Genomic DNA, 17,298 nt, shown 5'->3' on the forward strand with positions numbered 1-17,298 from the left:
CGCTGTAAGTCGTTGCCGGCGCGATCACGGCACGTCCTGCGGTCGTTGCTGGGCCATCGTTACAGCAGGCCGTCTCAGTCGTGACTCTCCTCTTCCCCGTGGTCGTCGCGCAGGTGTTCGATCGCGTGGAGTTCGACAACGGGGACGACCTTCGAGATGCCGAGGAAGAAAAGCGCCACCATTCCGATCGTGCCGGTGATCGAAGCGATTTCGATCAGGCTCGGCACGTACGTGCCGGGCGTCGCATAGTAGATTTCGAACGACGGGTGGAGAAAGCCCTCGATGACGAACAGCACCTTCTCGAGCAGTGTCGCGGTGAGAATCGCCACCGCACAGACGATAGACCGTTCTTTCGAGAACAGCGACGGCCGGATCGTCTGGGCGAAAATGAACGCGAGGACGGCAGTCACGAGCCCGATCGAGAAGACGTAGACGGGATGTTCGAGCGTCGCGGCCCAGGCGACCTCGAGGTCGACCGGTGGGAAGAACGTCCCGACGGTGACCTGTTGGAGTTGTAGCCAGAGGAAAAGAAGGGTGAAAAAGCCGAGCCACAGCGTCAGGCCACGGAAGATGTCGTCAGTGATGATGTGTTCCCAGTCGTAGGCCCGGCGGAAGGCATACGAGAGGATGATGACGCCGCTGATCGCCGACGTGAGCGCGATGGTGAGGAACTGCGGCCCCTGGACGCCGCCGAACCAGCGTGGATACGTCGGCAACACTGCGAACAGCCACGGAATGACGCCACCGTGCAAGAGCAGGGGTGCCATGATGATGATCGCCAGCGCGAGCCACCAGACCATCCGCTGGACGACCTGATCTTCGCGTTCGCTGTAGCCGAACGTAATGAGGCTATAGATCGGGCTGAAGTGGTCTGGGAGCTGGTCGCGCAGCCGCGAAACGTCGTACCGGAGCGTCAGTCCGAGGTAGGTTGCGGTCAGGACGAAGTAGGCCGTGATGACCGTCACGTCCCACACTAGCGGCGAGTTGTGGACCGTGATGTGGTAGTGGCCGATGACACTCGTGACCATTCGATCGGGACGGCCCATGTGGACGATGACGTAGAAGCCAGCCGCTGAGAGTCCAGCCAGCGTCAGCATCTCGGCGAGTCGAGCGACCGGCATGTACCGATCCATCCCGAGCAGACGGACTGCTGCAGAGAGAATGATCCCGCCGTGGGCGATTCCGACCCACCAGATGAACGCACCGATATAGACACCCCAGGTGACACCGCCACCAGTCCCCCAGTCCGAGAGGCCAGTGACGATCAACCCCTCCCAGAGCTGGTAGAACCAGCCGACGAGAAAGAGCAGGAACGCCAACCCGGCGATACCGACAGCTGCGTAGTACTTCGACGACGTGGTCGTTATTGGCCGAAGAATGTCGGCCTCTCGTGGCTCTTTCGTGCTCATGAGATGCTCCCACAAAGCTATCCTGCCGACGTATTTCGTTTCGCAGGGTGACGCTGCAAGCCGTATACCAACCCGGCCCAGTGCCGTCGCTCACACTCAAGTGACTGTTCTCCGTACTCACGGGTATGTACCTGCTCGTCGCGCTCGCGGACTCCGAACCGGGGTGGGCGGCGCTCGAGCACGCACTCTCGGACCATCCCGACGCCGAGATCACTGTCGTTCACGTGGTCGACCTCACCGAGAGCAGCGACGGCGAGTTCGCCCATCTCGGCACCGACGCCATGCGCGACCGTCGTCGCGAGGGGCCGAAGAACTGTTCGAGACTGACTACGACCGCGCCACAACACACGATCTGTCGATCGGGACGGAGCTACTCGAGGGACGGCCTGCCGACGCGGTCGTCGACTACGCGACGGAGACTGGCGTCGATCGAATCGTCGTCGGTAGCACGGCCGAACCGGCGTCTCGAGGGTGTTGCTGGGGAGCGTCGCCGAACGGATCGTTCGCCGTCCACCGGTTCCGGTGACGATCGTTCGGTGACGCCGTCGATCCAGGTCGCCGGGGAAGCAAGACACAGCTGTCGTCGGAAACTCAGAGCCGTCGGAACGTCGGGAGAACGAAGGTCTTCGGTTCGTCGGCGTTACTTTTCCTGGGTGGGTGCGAGTTCGTCCAGGTCGACGGACTGCTCGAGGAGTACCTCGGTTTGGTCTGTGACCTCGCGCTGTTCGCGCATGAGTTGCTTGAACTTGCTCTGTGGAGAGAGGTCGCCGATGAGCACGCCGCCGATGATCTTGCCGTCTTTGAACGCGATGCGTCGCCACTCGGTGTCGCTGTACTTTCGTTCGGCGTGTTCATCGCCCAGCGTCGGGTGGCCAAAGGAGAGGAAGGGGAACTCGAAGTGCGTGATCGAGTACGAGGAAACCCACTCGAAGACCTCTGTCTCGTCGTCGGCGGCCATGTTGACCGCGGCGACCCGACCCTGTTCTTTCGCCGAGCCCCAGGAGCCGTTCTGGGCGCGCTCGCCGAGCAAGACGTCGTGGAACCGGGTGATATCGCCGGCCGCGTAAACGTCCTCGACGGTGGTCTGCATGTACTCGTCGACGAAGATGCCGTCGTCGCGCTCGATGTCCGTTCCGCGGAGGAACTCGGTGTTGAAGCTGAGGCCGATCGCGACGCCAGCGAAATCACACCCGTACCGCTCGCCGTTCGGGTCGACCGCGGCAGTGACGCAACCGTCGTCGTCGGTCTCGAAACGGTCGACGCCGCTGTTGAGAACTGGTTCGACGCCCATCTCGCGTAGACCGTCGTGGACGATCTCCGCGCCGTCCTCGCTGAGCGCGTAGCGCCACCAGCAGTCACCACGCATCAGGTACTTCCCCTCGACGTCCTGGGACCCACAGACCGCGGCGAAGTCGATGCCGAGAAGACCGGCACCGACGACGACGCCCTTGTCGGCGGCTTCGGCACTCTCCCTGATCGCTCGAGCGTCTTGGAAGGTCCAGAAGTGATGGATGCCGTCGGCGTCGCTGTTCTCGACCGGGAGCTGGGTCGGCGTTCCGCCGGTCGCGACGAGCAGTTTGTCGTAGCCGATCTCCTCGCCCTCGTGGGTGTGGACGACGTGGGCGTCGGTGTCGACCGAGGTGACGTGTGTATCGAGCGAGAGGTCGATGTCGCGTTCCTCGTACCACGCTTCGTCGTGGATCGAGATCGGTGCCTCGGGAAGTTTTCCTTTGGCGTGTTCTTTGATTAGAATCCGATTATACAGTGGCTCCCCCTCATCGGTGATGACGGTAATCTCCGATTCCGGGTCTTCCTCCCGGAGGGTCTCGGCAGCCGAACTGCCCGAGATCCCGTCACCGATGATGACGTACTCTGTCATATCCCATCCGTTCGTAATGCGGGTTAAAGTGGGTTGCTATCTCGTTCATGTGGTCTGTGGCGCTGAAACACCCCTGGCGTGTCGACTGAGCCCTGAACGGCGGTCTCGAGTCTCTTTTTACGGCTACACGACTCCGTCTTGCCCCGTCATACGTCGGAACGTGAAGCGTCGTCGGACCGAACGCCACCCAGCTTACGGACTCCGGCGAGAGCAACTGATACGATTACTGTAACGATTTACCGGCGCAACCGCCGCCCGGGTCGCGGTTGTGCCGAAAATGACTTACAGTAAACCGTATGAGAACCGATACCGGTCCAACTGTCGACTGGCAGGTCGATACGGCCCAGACGAGCGGTTCGACCCATACTGCCGGACAAAACGACGTGACGTTCGGTCGCTCTGCTGGGGCCACACCGGTGGCGACGGCCGCGAATCCGCGACCGACTTCGTATTGACTTCTGTCAGTACCAGCAGTGCAGGCTTGGGCCGCCACTAGTACCGTCCCAACCGTCGACTGACGGGTCGAATCGAGCCACACCGCCAGATTCGACCCATCAGTTCAGGCTTGGCCCGCCACTAGTACTCCGCCAAGCGTCGACTGCTGAGTGAAACCAGACGACTGCATTCGGTTTCACTCATCCGTTCAGGCTTGCCAAAGCACTAGATCTCCCGGAGCCACGGCGGTACCACGTACTCACTCGTCGCCAGTTCCTCTGGCCAGATAACCTCCTGGACGCCCTCACCGTCGTCGGTCTCCTGCCACTGGAAAAACGGGAACTGGTCCGATCCGTAGACGAGGTCGTGAGCGAACTCCTCGTCGGCTCCGGTGAACTCGAGCGTTCCGATAGTGCCGGTAAACGCGATCGACTCGAGTTCGCCGACCAGGTCGTCGGCATCGAACGAGTCCGCTCGTTCGACGGCGTTGGCGTACAGCGTCACCGCGTCGTAGGTGTGGTAGCCGGTGTAGACGGGGTTCGAGCCGTGTCGCTTCTGGTACTCGTCGACGAACGGCTGGGTCTTCTCTGTGTTCTGGCTCTGGGCGGTCGCGCTGGTGTGGCCGATCCCGTACCGACAGGCACCGTTCGTCTGCTCGTAGTACGACGGTAACTGCATCGGGACGTGGATACCGCCGAAGTCGAACGATCGTGGTTCGGGCGTCGTCCAGTCGAGCAACGCGTCGGTCCCGGTGTGGGCGGTGGTGATGAGCGCGAGGTCGGCCCCGGACCCGTCGACCAGATCGTAGAGCTCTGTGAAGTCGTCGGTCGCGGGCGGATAACGCTGCTCCACCACGACCTCGAGCCCGGTGTCTTGGAGCTGTTTCTGGTAGATCTCCCACGGTCCCTGGGTCCAGTCGTACCCTTCGGCGAGGACGGCGACCGACTCCCAGCCGATCTCCGTCCCCATGTCGTCGAGGAAGTCGACGACCCCGTGACCGAGGTCGCGATCGTTGGTCGGGCCGACGCGGAAGTGGTACTTGTACTCCTCGTACTCCTGGCTCACCATGCGACTCGCCGCCGAGGTCGCCGCGCCGGTCGTGAGATGGAGCGTCTCCTGTTGTGCCACGTCGTCCATGACGTTCAGTAACGCGGGGCTGTCGAAGATGCCGACCGTTACGTCTGCGCCGTCCTCGAGAACCAGTTGCTGGTACTGGCGTCGTGCCTCGAGTGGACTGGCGTTCGTGTCGCGCACTGTCAGTTCGACCGGGAGACCGCCGATCCCACCGTTCTCGTTGAGTTCGTCGACCGCGATTTCCGCGGATCGAGCCATCGATCGTCCGACGAAGTCGCTCTCGGGATTCGGCGCGAGCAACCCCACGGTCACTGTCTCGGTCTCGTCGGTCGTGCCGACGACTGTTTCGTACACTTCCGCGCCGACGTCTCCCTGCAGGTCGAGACAGCCCGCACTCGAGACGGCGATCGTGCCGACCGCCGCCGTCTCGAGAAACCGTCGCCGGTTCGGGCCACCACCGCTCTCGCCGTCGACAGCGTCTCGCCGCCCGCGGCCCCGGGTAGATTCGGCCATAGTGATAGTTATTCCGACCATTATTTATTAATAGTTTCGGATAAAAGAGCGATAATTACTACTGTGGGCTGGTGAGACGATCCCACATCTCTCGAGCGACCGATGTGGCTGTTCTAACAGCGATGACGCGTTACAAGTCCCGCTGTCGGTTTGTTATCGATGCTGATAATCACGGATTACAATTTATGTGGTGAGGACTGTGCAGGTTGGATAGCCATGGATTTCGTTCGCCGATTGGTGCCGGCAGCCATCCGACGCAGATACGCGGTCAAGTTCGGGATCGCGTTGCTCGTGCTCGGACTGTCGGTGGGGTTGATTGGGTTCGTTGCGACTGCTGGGATCACTCACGAGGTAGAAGAACGGGTACAGGCGGACCACACCTCGGCTGTCCAGCAGGAGGCACAGGGGTTACAGATGTGGAACGAGCAGAACGAGCACACGATCGGCGTGATCGCGTTGTCCGACGTCGTCGTCAGCGACGATCCGGACGCGATCGAAGAACGGTTTCTCGACTGGGAGGAACACTTAGACGCCGACACCGTCGCGATCAGTTACGTCGACACCGGCGGAAACGAGGTGCTCGCGAGTACGAGAGAAGAGTATCGCGAGGCCTCGATCGACGAGATCGACGAGGTGCCAGCCGAGGCCTACGGAGAGGCCACCGAACAGGTGCCCTGGGTTTCCAGTCCGTCTCTCCTCGAAGGCGAACTGGGCGAAGAGACCGCCGCCGTGACCTACGTCCTCTCGGTACCCGGAGAAGAGAATCGAGCGATCGTCTACACGGCCGACATCGAGGCATACAGCGGCCAACTACAGAACAGCGAAGACGTTACGACCGTCGTCGTCGACGAAAACGACGACGTCATGCTCGACGACGTCGGGTACGGGGACGACTACGAGACGCTCGGCCTCGCCTACGACGGCAACGAGTCGCTTCTCGAGAGTGCACGAACAGCGGGTGCAGACACCGTGGAACTGGAGACGACGAACGCCGTCCTCGAGGCTCACGGCGTCACGGCCGAAGAGTACGTGGCCAGTTCGGCTCGCGTGGCTGGCACCGACTGGGTCGTCGTCACACACGAACCCACCGAACAGGCCTACGGGTTCGTGATGGCCGTCAACGAGTGGGGAATGCTCGCGACGGGAGTGGGCGTCTTGTTGATCGGCGCGATCGGTACCGTGCTCGGGCGAAACACGTCAGCGGCGATCGATCGGCTGACCGACAAAGCCCAGCGGATAGAAGAGGGTGACCTCGAGGTCGACCTCGAGACGAGACGCATCGACAACGTCGGGCGACTCTACGAGGGCTTCGATTCGATGCGGGTTGCCCTGCGCGAGCAGATCGACGAAGCGGAACGCGCCCGCGAGGAGGCCGAGCGCGAGCGCGAACGGACCGCCGAGATCAACGACCACCTCGAGTGTACGGCCGACGACTACAGCGACGTGATGGAGGCCGCAGCGGACGGCGATCTGACGGTTCGGATGGACGCCGATGCCGACAGCGAGGCGATGGCCGAGATCGCCCGGCAGTTCAACGAGATGCTCGCGGAGATCGAGGCGACCGTCGCCGAACTGAACCGGTTTGCAACGTCTGTCGCGACCGCCTCCGAGGAGGTGACGGCCTCGAGTGAGGAGGTCCGGTCGGCTTCCCGGCAGGTGACTCAGTCGATCCAGCAAATCGCGGATGGCGCAGAGCGACAAAACGAGTCACTGCAGTCGGTCAACGGGGAGATGAGTGCGTTGTCGACGACGACCGAGGAGATCGCTTCCTCCTCGAACGAGGTGGCCGACATCGCGGAACGGACCGTCGAGACGGGCCGCAACGGTCAGGAGGCTGCCCGTGAGGCGATCGCCGCCATGGACGAAATCGAGGTCGACGCCGACGAGACGATCGAGGAGATTCGCCGACTCGAGAACGAGGTCCAGCAGATCGACGAACTGCTCGTCTCGATCTCCGAGATCGCCCGCCAGACGAACATGCTGGCGCTGAACGCCAACATCGAGGCCTCCAGGTCGGCAAGTGCCACGGAGGACGAGGGGTTCGCCGCGGTCGCACAGGAGGTCAAGACCCTCTCGGAGGACGTCGCCGAGGCGGCCGACGAGGCCGAGGACCGACTGGCGGCGATCCGCGAACGCACCGAACACTCCGTCGACGAGGTCGAGGGGACCAGCACGAAGATCGACGACGCGAGCAAGAAAGTGGCAGATGTCGTCGACGCCCTCGGAGAGATTGCCGAACTCGCCCAGCAGACCAACGTCGGCGTTCAGGAGATTTCGGCGGCGACCGAAGAGCAGGCGGCCTCCACCCAGGAGGTCGTCGCGATGGTCGACGAGGCGGCGACGATCTCCGATTCGACCTCGGACGAGGCCGAGACCGTCACTGCAGCCGCCGAAGAGCAGACTTCGGCACTGACCGAGGTCACCGAATCCGCGTCGACACTCTCGGGCCAGGCGTCACAGCTGTCGGCAGCCCTCGATCGGTTCGAGACCGACCCCGACGACCTCGAGGGAACCGTCGCCGTCGGCGACGAGACAGTCGAAGACGTAGGTGGGACCGTACTCGAGGCGGACCGCGATGCCGGGTCAGCCGACGGGGGTGCCGGCGGTAGCGGCGACGTCTTTACGTTCGACTCCGCCGAGGACGAGTAAGGACGGTGGATCGCCGACCTCGCTTGCGGTGGTGACTCGAGAGCAGTTTCGAGTCAGTTTTCGTCGTCGTTCGCTACCTTTTTGCCTACAGTCTGGCAAGAAATCGGCATGCTCACCGTGCGGGCTCCGGCGACGAGTGCGAATCTCGGTAGCGGTTTCGACGTCTTCGGCGTTGCGCTCGGGACGCCCGCCGATGTCGTCCGGGTCGAGCGAGCCTCGGAAACCACGATCACGGTCACCGGAACTGGCAGTCAGTACATTCCCGAAGATCCCGCCAAGAACACGGTTGGGGCGGTCGTCGATGCGCTCGACGCACCGGCACGCATTCGAATCGACAAGGGAGTTCGCCCCTCGTCGGGTCTCGGGTCGTCGGCTGCAAGCGCCGCCGCTGCGGCCGTCGCGCTCAACGAACTCTACGGTCGCGGACTCTCGCGGAACGAACTCGTCCCGATCGCCGCCGAAGGAGAGGCGATCGTCTCGGGCGAGGCACACTCGGACAACGTCGCACCGTCGCTGCTGGGCGGGTTTACGATCGCCACCGCCGACGGCGTCACGCAGGTCGACGCGTCGATCCCCCTCGTGGCCTGTCTGCCCGAGACGGTCGTCTCGACGCGAGACGCTCGCGGTGTCGTCCCAGAGCGCGCGAACATGGACGACGTCGTCGACACCGTCGGCAGCGCCGCCACGCTCACCGTCGGCATGGCACAGAACGACCCCGAACTCGTCGGTCGCGGGATGGCAGACGAGATCGTCACGCCCGAGCGCAGCGAGCTCATCGACGGCTACGATCGCGTCCGGGAGGCTGCCCTCGAGGCTGGCGCGACCGGCGTTACGGTAAGCGGTGCGGGTCCAGGGATGCTCGCTGCCTGTCACCGTGGCGACCGGAAAGCGATCGCGTCGGCAATGGTCGACGCCTTCGACGAGGTCGGCGTCGAGAGCCGGGCCTATCAGACGGCCGTCGGGAGCGGTGCACGGCTGTCTCGGAACTGAACTGTATGAGTCGTCGCGTCGACGGCGTTCTCGCGGGCGTCTTGCTGTTCGGTCTCCTTGGGGCGTTCGTGGCCACCGCCGCGACGCTCTCGCTACCGTTATTTTTCCTCGGGAGCGTCCTGACAGCAGTGCTCGAGGCGGTGCTCGCTCTCAGGGCCGAGGCGGTCGGGCAGTGGTGGGCCCACAGCGTAGTCAGGGGTGGCTCGCTGGTCGTCGCTCTCGCTGTCGTCGTCGCCGGGAGCGTCGTCGCGCCGTCGATCGTACTCTCGTTCGCGCTCGGAGCGACGGTGACGTACCTCGGCCTGCTCGGACTGGTGGCCACAGGAATCGTACCGACGACGACGGACCGGTGGTAACTCGCTACGATCGACTCGAGGTCTTCGTCGTCTCGGCGAACGGATCTGTCGGTTCGAAGCGATACTCGTGATCGCTCACGGCCCACGGACACAGCGGGTCGCTCCCGGTCGGGTTCCCGGTCGCGGCGTAGGCACGCGAGCGGGAGCCGCCACAGCTCTCGGTCGCCGGACACTCGCCACAGGGACCGTCGAACGACGACCGGTCTCGGAGTTGCTGCATCAGGTCAGACTCGCGGTAGATCGAGACCAGCGACTCCTCACGGACGTTGCCCGCAGACAGCGGCATGAATCCCGACGGATAGACGTCACCTGTCGCGCTGACGAAGACGAACCCGTTGCCCGCACCCGTCGTCCCGACGGTAACCGACCCTTCGTCCGGCTCTCGCATCTCGTTCGCGACGCGGCGATAGAACGGTGCTTCGACGGTGATGAGCCGATACGGCGCGTCTCTGCTCTGCCGATACAGCCAGCCCGTCACCGCCGCGGCACGCTCTGGCTCGAGTTGTTCGAGTTCGACGCCTCGGCCGACCGGAACGAGGAAGAACACCTCCCACATCGCGGCACCGAGTTCTTCGACGAGATCGGCGATTGCAGGCAGTTCAGAGACGGTCTGTGCCGTGACGGTCGTGTTGACCTGGATCGAGAGACCGGCCTCGCGGGCCTGGCGTGCCGCCCGGATCGCCGTCTCGAACGTCCCGGGTTCGCCACGGAAACTGTCGTGGGTCTTGGCCGACGCGCCGTCGAGACTCACAGCGATTCGATTGACGCCGGCGTCCGAGAGCGCCTCGAGTTGCGCTCGGTCGAGACTGGGCGTCGTCGCGGGCGTTACAGCGGGCGTCAGTCCCGCCTCGGTCGCACCCTCGAGGAGTTCGAACAGGTCGGGTCGCTCGAGCGGGTCGCCCCCTGAGAGAACGACCATCGGTGTGCGGTCGCCGAAGTCGGCGATCTGTTCGAACAGGCTGATGCCCTCGCTGATGTCGAGTTCGTTCGGGTCTCGGTCGGGTGTCGCGTCCGCCCGGCAGTGGTCACAGGCGAGTTCGCAGGCCTGCGTGAGTTCCCAGGTGACCACGAGCGGCGTTCGGTCGTACCTGCGGCCGCCGTGGGGGCTGTTAGAATGACCAGTCATGAACGGCCATAGACGCCTCGACGGTGAAAACGAGAGGCTGTATTATCGACCGGTTTTTGAACGCCCGCCGATCGCTCTCGAGACTGGCCGTCCAGAAGAGCCGGCGGTGGCGTCGTCAGACGCCTCGTCCCTGCATCTGCTCTTCTTCGGGGAGATCGACGTTCGCGTCGCCTTTCATTCCCTTGCCGAGATTCTTCGAAATATCGACGAGTCTCTCGGGATCGTCCCAGTTGTTGACGGCCTCGACGATCGCTTCGCCCATCGCGGGCGGGTTCTCCGCGCCGAAAATGCCACTGCCGACGAAGATACCGTCGCACTCGTGGTGCATCATCAGCGCGGCGTCTGCAGGGGTCGCAATGCCGCCGGCGGCGAAGTTGACGACCGGCAGGCGCCCCATCTCCGCAGTCTCGTGGACCAGTTCGGCGGGGGCTTCGATTTCGCGGGCGTAGGCCTCCCGTTCCTCGTGGGTCATGCCCTCCAACTCGCGGATTGCGCCTTTGATCGAACGCTGGTGGTGGACGGCCTGATTGACGTCACCCGTGCCGGCTTCGCCCTTCGTGCGAATCATCGCCGCCCCCTCGCCGATCCGGCGCAACGCCTCGCCGAGGTTGCGCGCGCCACAGACAAACGGCGCGGTGAACTCGCGTTTATCGATGTGGTAGGCGTCGTCAGCCGGCGTGAGAACCTCGCTTTCGTCGATCATGTCGACGCCGACGGCCTCGAGGATCTGGGCCTCTTTCGTGTGGCCGATCCGGGCTTTCCCCATCACCGGGATCGAGACCGAGTCGACGATCTCCTCGACGTCTGCAGGGTCGGCCATCCGTGCGACACCGCCCCGTTTGCGGATGTCTGCGGGAACTGCTTCTAGGGCCATCACGGCCACAGCACCGGCCTCCTCGGCGATGCGGGCCTGTTCGGGATCGACGACGTCCATAATGACGCCGCCTTTCTGCATTCGGGCGAACCCCTGCTTGACGAGGTCCGTCCCGCGTCGTAGCTCCTCGAGATCTGTATCGGCGTTGTCGGCCATATTTCACGGTTAGGAGCCACTGCACTTACGCGTGTCCGTTCCAGTTGTCTTTGCTGTCGCCTCGGATTCCGGTGTTCCGTTCGGCGACCGAACAGCCACGAGCGCCCGGGAGAAACGTCCACGTTCTCGTCCCGACCCGTCCCCGCGCTGCCGCCGGCCGCGACGACGCCTGGAGAGAAACGCTACCTCGGAGCCAGTCGAAAGCGGCCGTCCGGTGGCGTCGTCTCGTGGAGCGTCACACGTCGAGAACGGACTCTCGGGGGACGACACGGATCGCTACTGTTTTGCGACTGTCGTTCGTTTCGCCCGACAAGACGATGGTTTTGTCGCCAGACCTGCCAACGCGTGATCCGTTGCCGACGTACCTCGCGCCGATTCCGCGCGTGATCGAAGACCTCGGGCTTCGATTCGCGTGGCTAGTCGTCGCGATCAACCTCGCGGGGACGGCTTTCGGGTTCTGGTACTACTCGCCACAGCTTGCCGACACCGCCGTCGTCATGTGGCCCTGGGTCCCCGACAGTCCGCTGGCGACGCTGTTTATCGCACTGGCGATCGCCGCCTGGAAACTCGGCTACGAACAGCCCTGGCTCACGTCGCTTGCGTTCTTCGGGAACGTCATTTTGGGCCTGTGGACGCCGTTTACGTTGCTCGCTTTCGCCGACGCCTACGCGTACCTCCACCCGCTTATGTATCAGTTCCTCTTCTGGAGCCACCTCGCGATGGTCGTCCAGGCGTACGTCCTCCACCGGATCACCGACTTTCCCGTCTGGGGCGTCGCCGTCGCGTTCGTCTGGTACACCAGCAACCTGATCGTCGACTACTTTATTCCGATCGTCGGCGAACCCCACCACACGTTTATTCCCGTCGCACGCGACGAACCGATGTTTCTCGAGGCCGACGCGCTGGGCGTTATCGCCGCCGGCGAAGTGACGTTCACGCTGCTTGCACTGTTTCTCGCGCTCGCGACTCGAGTCAAGAAGTGCGAACTGGCTCGGGGACGGCCCGGGTGACCTACGACTCTCGCGTCTCGAGTCGATACGTCGTCCCGTCGTGCTCGTAGACGCCGGGAAACCGGCTCGCTGACGCCGGCACCGCCCTGACCGGGTCGTCCTCGAGTCGAACGCGGTCGGCGTCGTGCGCTTTGGCCAGCGCGACGACGGTCAGGAACTGTTCGTCCCGGCAGACCTGCTCGAGGATCACGCGCTCGGCCGACTCGGACGAGTCAGCGACCTCGAGTTCGTACGCAGTCGGCTGGTCTGCTTTGCCGGCGCGGTCGGTCCGGGCGACGAGTTCCTCACCGTCTTTCGACTCGTCCCACTCGACGACCTCGACCGCTTTCGAGGGCTCGAGCGAGAGTTCGGGGGCCTCGAGTTCGAACGTCTCGATCAGGGCCGTCCTCGCGTCGGAACTGCCGTCGCTCGACCAGCCGTCGACGCCGAAGGCGTAGATTCCGGAGCCGAGGTGTTCTCGGACGATCTCGTCTTCGATCTCGCCGTCTCCGCTACCGTCGGGCTGGACCGCAATCGTCCACGTCATCGATCCGCCGGGATGGATCGGGTGCAACGGCATCGGGACGAGTCGCGGACCCAGGTAGAACCAGTCACCGTCGACCAGTTTGTGGAGGTTCCAGTCGTACCAGTTGACCTTGAATCGGCGATGGGTCCGGTTCCGGAGCGTGAAAGCGATCGACCCTGGCGCGGACAGGGTCGTGGTGGACGGTTCGAGGCTCACGCCGACCCGCTGGTGGTCGTTACACGCAGTCGTCGCCACGTCGTCGCCGTAGTCGGGACAGTCGTCCTCGAGGGCGTCCGGCCGATCCGGGCCGTCGGTCGCCGCGGCGACGCCGCCACCGATCGCACCGGCAGAGACGACCGCGAGCAGTTTCCGGCGCGAGAGCATCTGTCAGTCCTCGTCCTCGAGTTCGCGCGTCTGCACCCTGTAGTAGGTGTCCTGGTACTCGTAGACGCCGTCGCTGCGGGAACCGAAGATCGGGTACACCGCGTCGTACTCCTCGAGGTGGACGGTCGAGACGTCGTGGTCGTCTGCGAGGGCGATCGCGTCTCGGAGTCGTGGCCGGCGGAGCAGTTGTTCGGTGATCGTGGGCTGTGGCTCGTCCTCGAGATCTCCCGGGGCCGACTCGAGGACTGTGAGTTCGTAGGCTCCCAGCCGGTGGTGCTCGCCGTTCGGATCTCCCCGACTCGAGCGAGCGACGAGCGTTCCGCCTTTCTCGTCGACTTCCTCGATCGTCTCCGACGGCGTCAACTCGAAGGGGTCGCCCTCGAGTTCGACCGGCACGGCGAACGCGAGGATCTCCTCGTCGCGTTCGTCTTCGAACCAACCGCGGGCCCGGAACGCGTAGTCGCCGGGGCCGAGCGCCGGAACGGTGAGGTCTTCGGTCCCGCCAGAGCCACGTGGGCGGCCGTCCTCGCCGTCGATCTCCTCGTCGGTCGGCGTGAACGTCCACGTGTGGCTCCCGCCCGGATCGACGTACATCAGCGGCTGGTTGTATCCGAGTGGCGCGACGCGATACCACTCACCGTCGACGCGTTTGTCGACCCGCCAGTTGTAGACGTTCGTCGCCAGCCGCTGGTCGCTCTCGTTTCGAAGCGTGAATTCGACCGAGTCCTTCCCGATCGTGGCCGTTCGTGACGAGGGCTCGAGGAAGACGCGATCGTCGTCTACATCGTCGTAACAGACGACGCGATCGACCCTGTCGCCGTAACCCGGACAGTTCGGCAGATCTTCACCGCCGCTCGAGACGGGAGCAGTACCCTCACCCCCGCCGCCGGGGGAGGGTTCGTGGTCGAACCCCTCGAGACAGCCCGCGAGCGCGCCGCTCGTTCCAACCAGTGCGAGCAGGTGCCGCCGGTCGCATGCCATACTCGAGCGACGCTCTCGATCGAAAAGAAAGCCGGGAGAGGTGAAACAGCCGTTTGAGCCAAACGCCGATGCGGTAGGGCTTTTACTGACCGTTTCGAAGTTCCGATATGTCCGTTCCGCAGCTCATGACGATTGCGCTGTTCGTCGTCGTGATCCTCTGTCTGATCGCGTTGCTGTACATTTCGATCTATTGGGACGAGTGAGCTGACCGATCGTGAGAGCGTCGTCACAGGCCCCGAAAGTCGACGAGCAACGAGAAAAGCGCCCGTCACCTGACGCCGCGTCGTTTACCCGCGCGGGCGTCGTCGTTCCGACGATGACGCAACTAACGATCCCAGCGGACGTCGACGGCCAAGCGGCTGCGAAACTCGTCCGCGATCACGTCGAGGTCGGCGAAACAGTCGAAGTCCGTAAGACAGAACGAACTGGCAGTGACGACGTCGAACTCGCTGGTGAGGTGACGGGCATCGAGTCCGGCTACCTCGAAATCGACGGGCATCCGCCCACCGAGGGTAGTCCACGGTACGACGAGATTCACACGATCGTCAAGGTCGAGACGAAGAAGTAGGTCCAGTCGCCGCCGGCCATTACTCTAGCGTCAGCCACTCGCCGCGCTCGTCGCTCTCGACGACTCGCTCGAGGACGCGCTGGGCTGCGAGCCCATCGGCGAAATTCGGTTCGAACTCGCCGTCCTCTCCGGCGGTTTCACCGTCCTCGTTTCGAGGCGTCTGTGACGCCTCGCTCCCCGCGACCGCAGCGAGGAACTCGTAGTTCTCGTGGACGAACGTGTGCTCCCAGCCGATGACGTGTCCCGGTGGCCACCAGTGGTCGACGTACGGATCGTCCGCGTCGGTCACCAGGATCGTCTCGTAGCCACGGTCGCTCTCGCGGTGGACTTCGAGTTCGTTCAGTCGCTCGAGCGAGAACCGTAGACTGCCCTGCGAGCCGTGGATCTCGATCGTGTGGTCGTTCTTGTGGCCCGTCGCGTACCGCGATCCCTCGAGCGTGCCGACGGCACCGTTTGCGAACTCGAGCTGGGCAGAGTAGGCGTCGTCGACGGTGACGGGGCGGGTTTCGACGGCGTCGCCGTCTCCACGAGACTCCTCCGGAGTCTCGGCGCTTCCGTCCTCGACAGGGCGCTCGTCGACGAACGTCTGTAAGTGGCCACTGAGCCGTTCGATGTCGCCCGCGAGGTCGTCGTCGCCCACCAGAAACCGGACCAGATCGACCGTGTGGGCACCGAGGTCGCCGAGCACGCCCGAGCCAGCCAACTCCTCGTCGAGTCGCCACGACCACGGCGCGTCGGGATCGACCAGCCAGTCCTGCAGATAGCGACCGTGGACGTGGCGGATCTCGCCGAGTTCGCCGTCCTCGAGCAGCGCCTTCGCGTACTGGATCGCGGGGACGAACCGGTAGTTGAACGCGGTTCCTGCGGGGACGCCGGCCTCAGCAGCGGCGTCGGCCATCCGCTCGGCGTCGTCGAGCGTCGGCGCGAGCGGTTTCTCGCAGAAGACGGGGGTGCCCGCCTCGAGCGCCGCGATCGACGGCTCGGGGTGGACGTGGTTCGGCCCGAGATTGTAGAAGACGTCGACGTCGTCGACGACCGCCTCCCAGTCGGTCGAAATCGAGTCGAAGCCCAGGCGGTCGGCCGCCTCCTCGAGTGCGTCCTCGTCCCGGCCGACCAGCACAGAACGGGAGACGTCTGGCGCGTCCGGAAAGAACATCGGCAGCCGTGCCATCGCGTTCGCGTGTGCTTTACCCATGAACCGATAACCGAGTACACCGACTTCGAGTGGTTCAGTCATAGTGTCAGTTGTCGTAGGTAGCGGTTTTCTTCGTCGTGTCTATCGCGTCACTCCGCCCAGTAGGCCTCGCCCGGCTGCGTCCGGAAGACGGCACGCTCGAGCAGTTCGACGGCTTTCTCGAGGCCCTCTCGACTGCTGGTCAGCGAGTCCTCGTGTTCGATGCTCAAGGTGGCGTCGTAGTCGACCATCCGCAGCGTCGAGACGAGGTCCTTCCAGTGGGACTCGCCGTGGCCGTAACCGACCGAGCGGAACAGCCACGAGCGGTTGGGTTCGTCGTCGTAGGCGGTCGTGTCGAGGACGCCTTTCTCGCGGGCCTGTTCCTCGTAGACTTTCGTGTCCTTGGCGTGGAAGTGGTGGATCGCGTCGTGCTCGCCGAGGAAGCGGATCGCGTCGGTGATTGAGATCCCCTGCCAGTACAGGTGCGAGGGGTCGACGTTCGCGCCGACGCGGTCGTTGGTCTCCTCGCGGAGTCTCGCCATCCCGTGGGGCTCGTAGACGAGCATGTTGGGGTGCATCTCGATGGCGAGGTCGATGCCGTGATCGTCGGCGAACGCCGCCAGGTCAGACCAGTAGTCGACAGCGACGTCCCACTGGTACTCGTGGGCTTTGGCGTGTTCGGTCGGCCACGGTGCCGTGATCCAGTTGGGAACCTCGTCTTCGGGTCCGCCCGCGGGCAGCCCGGAAAAACAGGTGACGACGTCGACGTCGATCTGGTCGGCCAGCCGGATCGCCTCCCGGAGTTCCGTATTGGCTTCCGCCGCTCGCTCGTCGTCGGGATGGAGCGGATTGTTGTGGGTTGCGAGTGCACTGACGTGCATCTCGTACTCCTCGAGCAGGTCGTCGAGTTCGGCCTGGGCGTCCTCGTCGTCGAGGTACTCCTCGCGTGAGAGGTGGTCCTGCCCCGGGAACCCACCGACGCCGGGTTCGATCGCGTCGACGCCGATCTCCGAGAGGTAGTCGAGTGCACCCTCGAGCGATTCGTCAGCGAGCGGTGGAGTGTGTACCCCGATATCCATGCCGGCCGCTAGCACTCCTGCTGGTAAATTATTTATCACGCCTCGAGTTAATAGTTGGAAAAAGAGAGTTACTCGCGTCCTTACCGTTGATACCGGCGCGTCGCTGGCAAAGATTCCCTGGAGCAAGGACGGGTCT

The 17,298-nt window shown here is 64.0% G+C and carries 15 protein-coding genes and 1 pseudogene; 6 read left to right on the plus strand and 10 right to left on the minus strand.

Features of this window, described 5'->3' with window-relative positions:
- Positions 1-74: 74 nt before the first annotated feature.
- On the minus strand, positions 75-1,409 hold the full coding sequence (gene nrfD, locus NATGR_RS10370; protein ID WP_005575644.1) for an NrfD/PsrC family molybdoenzyme membrane anchor subunit: 1,335 nt from the start codon (positions 1,407-1,409) through the stop codon (positions 75-77).
- A gap of 17 nt (positions 1,410-1,426) precedes the next feature.
- The gene (locus NATGR_RS20650; protein WP_394295375.1) at positions 1,427-1,633 is read right to left on the minus strand and encodes a hypothetical protein; all 207 of its coding nucleotides are present in this window, start codon (positions 1,631-1,633) and stop codon (positions 1,427-1,429) included.
- Between NATGR_RS20650 and NATGR_RS18885 the strand changes: the two are divergent.
- Positions 1,535-1,949: pseudogene (locus tag NATGR_RS18885) on the plus strand (universal stress protein). The gene NATGR_RS20650 and the pseudogene NATGR_RS18885 sit on opposite strands and share 99 nt — an antisense overlap.
- A gap of 100 nt (positions 1,950-2,049) precedes the next feature.
- On the opposite strand, the gene NATGR_RS10380 reads toward NATGR_RS18885, so the two are convergent.
- Positions 2,050-3,288, minus strand: a complete 1,239-nt coding sequence (locus NATGR_RS10380; protein WP_005575647.1) for an NAD(P)/FAD-dependent oxidoreductase — start codon at positions 3,286-3,288, stop codon at positions 2,050-2,052.
- Positions 3,289-3,948: 660 nt separating this feature from the next.
- Entirely contained in the window at positions 3,949-5,310 is a 1,362-nt protein-coding gene (locus NATGR_RS10385; RefSeq protein ID WP_005575649.1) for an ABC transporter substrate-binding protein, read from the minus strand.
- A 216-nt stretch (positions 5,311-5,526) separates the two neighbouring features.
- Here NATGR_RS10385 and NATGR_RS10390 point away from each other — a divergent pair, with 216 nt between their 5' ends.
- From NATGR_RS10390 to NATGR_RS10400, 3 genes are all read left to right on the plus strand, one after another.
- Positions 5,527-7,959 (plus strand): methyl-accepting chemotaxis protein, encoded by a 2,433-nt coding sequence (locus tag NATGR_RS10390; protein WP_005575651.1) that lies wholly within the window; start codon positions 5,527-5,529, stop codon positions 7,957-7,959.
- 108 nt (positions 7,960-8,067) lie between these two features.
- Positions 8,068-8,949 carry a homoserine kinase gene (locus tag NATGR_RS10395; RefSeq protein ID WP_015233546.1) on the plus strand — a complete coding sequence of 294 codons (882 nt, stop codon included), beginning with the start codon at positions 8,068-8,070 and terminating at the stop codon, positions 8,947-8,949.
- Between the two features lie 5 nt (positions 8,950-8,954).
- Positions 8,955-9,305 (plus strand): hypothetical protein, encoded by a 351-nt coding sequence (locus tag NATGR_RS10400; protein WP_005575661.1) that lies wholly within the window; start codon positions 8,955-8,957, stop codon positions 9,303-9,305.
- A 4-nt stretch (positions 9,306-9,309) separates the two neighbouring features.
- Here the strand turns inward: NATGR_RS10400 and NATGR_RS10405 are convergent, their stop codons facing one another.
- Positions 9,310-10,431: a radical SAM protein gene (locus NATGR_RS10405; RefSeq protein WP_015233547.1), complete on the minus strand. Its 1,122-nt coding sequence runs from the start codon at positions 10,429-10,431 to the stop codon at positions 9,310-9,312.
- A 115-nt stretch (positions 10,432-10,546) separates the two neighbouring features.
- Positions 10,547-11,461, minus strand: coding sequence for a pyridoxal 5'-phosphate synthase lyase subunit PdxS (pdxS, locus tag NATGR_RS10410; protein WP_005575665.1), 915 nt, complete (start codon positions 11,459-11,461; stop codon positions 10,547-10,549).
- Between the two features lie 317 nt (positions 11,462-11,778).
- Here pdxS and NATGR_RS10415 point away from each other — a divergent pair, with 317 nt between their 5' ends.
- On the plus strand, positions 11,779-12,471 hold the full coding sequence (locus NATGR_RS10415; RefSeq protein WP_015233548.1) for a DUF1405 domain-containing protein: 693 nt from the start codon (positions 11,779-11,781) through the stop codon (positions 12,469-12,471).
- 1 nt (position 12,472) lies between these two features.
- Here the strand turns inward: NATGR_RS10415 and NATGR_RS10420 are convergent, their stop codons facing one another.
- Positions 12,473-13,360 (minus strand): hypothetical protein, encoded by an 888-nt coding sequence (locus NATGR_RS10420; RefSeq protein WP_005575668.1) that lies wholly within the window; start codon positions 13,358-13,360, stop codon positions 12,473-12,475.
- Positions 13,361-13,363: 3 nt separating this feature from the next.
- The gene (locus tag NATGR_RS10425; RefSeq protein ID WP_005575670.1) at positions 13,364-14,341 is read right to left on the minus strand and encodes a hypothetical protein; all 978 of its coding nucleotides are present in this window, start codon (positions 14,339-14,341) and stop codon (positions 13,364-13,366) included.
- A 214-nt stretch (positions 14,342-14,555) separates the two neighbouring features.
- Here NATGR_RS10425 and NATGR_RS10430 point away from each other — a divergent pair, with 214 nt between their 5' ends.
- Positions 14,556-14,909 (plus strand): hypothetical protein, encoded by a 354-nt coding sequence (locus NATGR_RS10430; RefSeq protein ID WP_005575671.1) that lies wholly within the window; start codon positions 14,556-14,558, stop codon positions 14,907-14,909.
- 19 nt (positions 14,910-14,928) lie between these two features.
- On the opposite strand, the gene NATGR_RS10435 is transcribed toward NATGR_RS10430, so the two are convergent.
- Entirely contained in the window at positions 14,929-16,146 is a 1,218-nt protein-coding gene (locus tag NATGR_RS10435; RefSeq protein WP_005575673.1) for a Gfo/Idh/MocA family protein, read from the minus strand.
- Between the two features lie 47 nt (positions 16,147-16,193).
- On the minus strand, positions 16,194-17,162 hold the full coding sequence (locus NATGR_RS10440; protein ID WP_005575675.1) for a sugar phosphate isomerase/epimerase family protein: 969 nt from the start codon (positions 17,160-17,162) through the stop codon (positions 16,194-16,196).
- Positions 17,163-17,298: the final 136 nt, after the last annotated feature.

The sequence above is a fragment of the Natronobacterium gregoryi SP2 genome (assembly GCF_000230715.2).
Classification (GTDB): Archaea; Halobacteriota; Halobacteria; order Halobacteriales; family Natrialbaceae; genus Natronobacterium; species Natronobacterium gregoryi.

Coding starts and splice junctions, on each gene's coding strand:
- NATGR_RS10390 (WP_005575651.1), top strand. CDS start 5,527: ATGGATTTCGTTCGCCGATTGGTGCCGGCAGCCATCCGACGCAGATAC.
- NATGR_RS10415 (WP_015233548.1), top strand. CDS start 11,779: ATGGTTTTGTCGCCAGACCTGCCAACGCGTGATCCGTTGCCGACGTAC.
- NATGR_RS10425 (WP_005575670.1), bottom strand. CDS start 14,341: ATGGCATGCGACCGGCGGCACCTGCTCGCACTGGTTGGAACGAGCGGC.
- NATGR_RS10400 (WP_005575661.1), top strand. CDS start 8,955: ATGAGTCGTCGCGTCGACGGCGTTCTCGCGGGCGTCTTGCTGTTCGGT.
- NATGR_RS10405 (WP_015233547.1), bottom strand. CDS start 10,431: ATGACTGGTCATTCTAACAGCCCCCACGGCGGCCGCAGGTACGACCGA.
- NATGR_RS10380 (WP_005575647.1), bottom strand. CDS start 3,288: ATGACAGAGTACGTCATCATCGGTGACGGGATCTCGGGCAGTTCGGCT.
- NATGR_RS10385 (WP_005575649.1), bottom strand. CDS start 5,310: ATGGCCGAATCTACCCGGGGCCGCGGGCGGCGAGACGCTGTCGACGGC.
- pdxS (WP_005575665.1), bottom strand. CDS start 11,461: ATGGCCGACAACGCCGATACAGATCTCGAGGAGCTACGACGCGGGACG.
- NATGR_RS10395 (WP_015233546.1), top strand. CDS start 8,068: ATGCTCACCGTGCGGGCTCCGGCGACGAGTGCGAATCTCGGTAGCGGT.
- nrfD (WP_005575644.1), bottom strand. CDS start 1,409: ATGAGCACGAAAGAGCCACGAGAGGCCGACATTCTTCGGCCAATAACG.
- NATGR_RS10420 (WP_005575668.1), bottom strand. CDS start 13,360: ATGCTCTCGCGCCGGAAACTGCTCGCGGTCGTCTCTGCCGGTGCGATC.
- NATGR_RS10440 (WP_005575675.1), bottom strand. CDS start 17,162: ATGGATATCGGGGTACACACTCCACCGCTCGCTGACGAATCGCTCGAG.
- NATGR_RS10435 (WP_005575673.1), bottom strand. CDS start 16,146: ATGACTGAACCACTCGAAGTCGGTGTACTCGGTTATCGGTTCATGGGT.